Source organism: Thiomonas sp. (assembly GCF_034007205.1).
Classification (GTDB): domain Bacteria; phylum Pseudomonadota; class Gammaproteobacteria; order Burkholderiales; family Burkholderiaceae_C; genus Thiomonas.
In genome coordinates this window covers 1-3,769 of the sequence record NZ_JAVERI010000042.1, presented here as the reverse complement: position 1 = coordinate 3,769, position 3,769 = coordinate 1, and the positions used below count along the sequence as shown (strand labels likewise).

The 3,769-nt window shown below is 63.7% G+C and carries 4 protein-coding genes and 1 pseudogene; 3 read left to right on the top strand and 2 right to left on the bottom strand.

The features are described 5' to 3' along the window. Positions 1-124, bottom strand: a pseudogene (locus tag RBR52_RS15355) (transposase); the annotation flags it as partial. A 158-nt stretch (positions 125-282) separates the two neighbouring features. Here RBR52_RS15355 and RBR52_RS15350 point away from each other — a divergent pair. The 3 genes from RBR52_RS15350 to queF are packed head-to-tail and all read left to right on the top strand — an operon-like array spanning position 283 to position 2,699. Continuing rightward, positions 283-1,575 (top strand): polyhydroxyalkanoate depolymerase, encoded by a 1,293-nt coding sequence (locus RBR52_RS15350; RefSeq protein ID WP_320378147.1) that lies wholly within the window; start codon positions 283-285, stop codon positions 1,573-1,575. 13 nt (positions 1,576-1,588) lie between these two features. Beyond that, entirely contained in the window at positions 1,589-2,245 is a 657-nt protein-coding gene (locus RBR52_RS15345) for an RnfABCDGE type electron transport complex subunit B (protein ID WP_320378146.1), read from the top strand. Between the two features lie 28 nt (positions 2,246-2,273). Beyond that, entirely contained in the window at positions 2,274-2,699 is a 426-nt protein-coding gene (queF, locus tag RBR52_RS15340; protein WP_320378145.1) for a preQ(1) synthase, read from the top strand. Position 2,700: 1 nt separating this feature from the next. Here queF and RBR52_RS15335 read toward each other — a convergent pair whose 3' ends face one another. Then, complete coding sequence (locus tag RBR52_RS15335; protein ID WP_320378144.1) at positions 2,701-3,675, bottom strand: hypothetical protein; 975 nt, start codon at positions 3,673-3,675, stop codon at positions 2,701-2,703. Between the last annotated feature and the right edge of the window lie 94 nt (positions 3,676-3,769).

The window sequence follows — 3,769 nt, the reverse complement described above, 5'->3', positions numbered from 1 at the left end:
GGCGTTCAAGCGGGTTCGTGGAGTAGATCTGCGGCCAGTGCGCCTTGGGGAAGGTCATGAAGGCCAGCACGTCGTGCTCGGCGTCGTCCATCAGGCTACCCAGCTTGGGGAAGCGTTCTCGCATCATAGGGGTCAGGTCTAGCTTCGTAGCACCCGCCTTGGTTTCGCAGCACATGTCGTTTGACTTTCTGCCCCGGGGCTGGGGTAGCGAATCCCCTGCTGCGCTGATGGCCCAGGCCGGGTAAAATTTGTGCATCGCAACAAAACAAGTCGGAGTCCGTCATGGTGTATGACCTGTATGAAACCCAGCGCGCGCTGATGCGCCCGTTGGCCGACTTTGCCGAGGCGGCCGCCAAGTTCTACGCCAACCCGGTATGGCCTGCGGTGCCGCACACCGTGACCCAGCGCGTCTCGGCCGGCTATGACCTGATGCACCGCTTGCTCAAGGACTACGAAAAGCCCGAGTTCGGCATCAACGCAGTTCAGATCGAGGGCAAGACCGTCGCGGTGCAACAGCAGGTCGTGATGCAAAAACCCTTCTGTCGGCTGCTGCGCTTCAAGCGGTTTTCCGACGACGCCGCGCTGCTGGGCAAGCTCAAGGACGACCCGACCGTCCTCATCGTCGCCCCGCTGTCCGGTCACCACGCCACGCTGCTGCGCGACACCGTGCGCACCATGCTGCAGGACCACAAGGTGTTCATCACCGACTGGGAAGATGCCCGCATGGTGCCCGCCGAACAGGGTTGTTTCAATCTGGACGATTACGTGACCTACATCCGCGAGTTCATCGCCGCCATCGGCCCCGATGTGCATGTGATGTCGGTCTGCCAGCCCACGGTGCCGGTGCTCGGTGCCATTTCGCTGATGGCCAGCGCAGGCGAAGTCGCCCCGCGCAGCATGATCATGATGGGCGGGCCCATCGACGCGCGCAGATCACCCACTGCGGTGAACAACCTGGCGATGAACAAGAGTTATGAGTGGTTCGAGAACAATGTGATTTACCGCGTGCCCGCCAACTACCCCGGCGCGGGGCGGCGTGTGTATCCTGGTTTTTTGCAGCACACCGGCTTCGTCGCGATGAACCCGGATCGTCACTTCTCCTCGCACTACGACTACTTTCTCGACCTGATCCGCGGCGACAACGACGATGCCCAGGCGCACCGCCGCTTTTACGACGAGTACAACGCTGTGCTCGACATGGACGCCGAGTACTACCTCGACACCATCCGGACCGTGTTTCAGGATTTCTCACTGGTCAACGGCACCTGGACGGTTGCGGGCGAGCTGGTGCGCCCGCAGGACATCCATCGCACCGCCCTGCTGACCATCGAAGGCGAGCTCGACGACATTTCCGGCGCCGGTCAGACTGAGGCCGCGCACGATCTGTGCGCCGGCATCGCCTCGGTCAGCCGTCAGCACTATGTCGCCGAAGGCGCGGGGCATTACGGCATTTTCTCGGGAAGGCGCTGGCGCGAAAAGGTTTATCCCGTGGTGCGCGATTTCATCTCTGCGCACCCACAAGGCGCAGCGGGCGATCTGCCACGAAAATCGACGCGCACCCCTGCCTCTGCCTGAGCAGGTGTTGCCCATGCCCGTTGTGCCCGGCGCGCTGGCCACGCAAATCGACGCCCTGCTGCCGCAAACACAGTGCACCCGCTGCGGCTATGCCGACTGTGCGGCCTACGCGCAGGCCATTGCCGAAGGCCAGGCCGACATCAACCGCTGCCCTCCGGGCGGCGCGCAGGGCATTGAAAAACTCGCTGATCTGCTGCAACGCCCGGCGCCCGCGCTCGACCCATCCTGCGGCGCCGAAGCCGCACGTGAACGCGCCGTGATCGACCCGGCGCAATGCATCGGCTGCACGCTGTGCATTCAAGCCTGCCCGGTGGACGCGATCGCAGGCGTCCCCAAGCGCATGCACACCGTCATCGAAACCTGGTGCACCGGCTGCACGCTGTGCATTCAAGCCTGCCCGGTCGATTGCATCCACATGGAAGCGTTGGCTGATCCGGCACTGGCAACCCGCACCGGCTGGGATGCCTGGAGCCCTGCTCAGGCCGACGAAGCCCGCCAGCGCCATGCTCGCCACCTGCAGCGCCATCCCCGCCAACTGGCACAGGCCGTCGCAGCCGAGTCCACGCAATCCCTGCCGCCCGAAGCGCCCAGGCCCGCCGACGACCGCAAGGCCGCCCTGCTGCAGGCGGCGATGGAGCGGGCACGCCAGCGTCAGCACGGCGCCGTTTGAAGCTCGAATTTCACTCAAAACTCAGAAAATGACGACAAAACCCAGCAAATCCCTGCAAACCTTTCCGAACCCCGCGCCGCAGCGCGACTACCACATTCACCTGCAAGTGCCCGAATTCACCTGCCTGTGTCCGCTCACGGGCCAGCCGGATTTCGCGCGTTTCGACATCGACATCGTCCCCGACAAAAAATGCGTCGAACTCAAGAGCCTGAAGCTTTATATGTGGAGCTACCGCAATGAAGGCGCGTTTCACGAAAAAGTGACCAACACCATCCTCGACGATCTGGTCAAAGCCCTATCGCCGCGCTTTCTGCGCGTCACCGCCCGCTGGTATGTACGCGGCGGCATCTATACCCATGTGGTGGTCGAACACCGCAAGCGCGGGTGGAAGCCCGCTCCAAGGGTCGATCTGGCGCAGTTCGACGTCGCCGAACCACAGCAGGTTAACGACTAAATCAGGCTTTGAGCAGTTTTGCCGGCTGAATGCGCAAAATGGCGTTCAGACCAGTCACCAGCACCGAGCCGTCGGCCAAAGCGAGCACGCCATAGGGCAGGTGCAGTTCTGCGGGCAAGGCGCCCGGGGTCACTGTTTCGCCCGCGCCGGTTCCGGCCAGAGTGGAGACTTCGCCTTGAGGTGATATACGGCGCACCCGGTTATTGCCGGTATCGGCGACGATCAGGCTGCCATCAGGCGCGAACGACAGCATTTGCGGATGCAAAAACAGCGCTTCGTCGGCCTTGCCGTCGGCGAATCCGCCTTTGCCGGGCTGGCCTGCGAAGGTGGTCACTGTGCCGTCAGGCGTGATTTTGCGAATGACGTTGTTGAAGTATTCGCTCACATAAATCTGGTCTTGAGCATCCAGCGTCAGCCCGACCGGGGTGTTGAACCGGGCCTGCGCGCCATGCCCATCGCGCCAGCCGGTGGCACCGGGCGAACCGGCCAGCGTGCTCACCACGCCGTCGGCGCCGATGCGGCGCACCGTGCTGTTGTAGGCATCGGCGACATACACCACGCCCTGTGCGTTCACACCCAGTCCGACGGGGTGATTGAATCGCGCCTGCTGGCCCGGTCCGTCGGCAAATCCTTCGACCTCCAGCTTGCCCGCGAGCGTGCTCACCCTGCCATCGCGGCTGATGCGGCGCACCGTATTGCTGCCGGAATCGCTGACAAACAGCGTGCCATCGGCGGCCACGGCCACGCATTCGGGCGAGTAGAAATGCGCCTGCAGCGCCGGGCCGTTGCGCGCGTCGCGCTGCTCCACCTGCCCGGCGACGATGCTGACCCGGCCGTCCGTGCCCAGCTTGCGCACCACGCTGTTGACGTAGTCGGCGACGAAGATATTGCCCTGCGCGTCGCGCGTCATGCCGCGCGGATCGTGAAACCGCGCCTGCGAGAAGTCACCACTCTGGTACAGACCCGGACTGCGCATTTCAGCGATCGTGGACGCCTGTTTCATTCTGATCGTGGACGGCGTTTCAGGCTGATCGTGGACGCGCCGGGGGTGCGCGCAAGCGATGGGTTTA

Bases quoted from the DNA above. Each gene is read 5' to 3' on its own strand.
- RBR52_RS15350 (WP_320378147.1), top strand. From the start codon at position 283: ATGGTGTATGACCTGTATGAAACCCAGCGCGCGCTGATGCGCCCGTTG.
- RBR52_RS15345 (WP_320378146.1), top strand. From the start codon at position 1,589: ATGCCCGTTGTGCCCGGCGCGCTGGCCACGCAAATCGACGCCCTGCTG.
- queF (WP_320378145.1), top strand. From the start codon at position 2,274: ATGACGACAAAACCCAGCAAATCCCTGCAAACCTTTCCGAACCCCGCG.
- RBR52_RS15335 (WP_320378144.1), bottom strand. From the start codon at position 3,675: ATGCGCAGTCCGGGTCTGTACCAGAGTGGTGACTTCTCGCAGGCGCGG.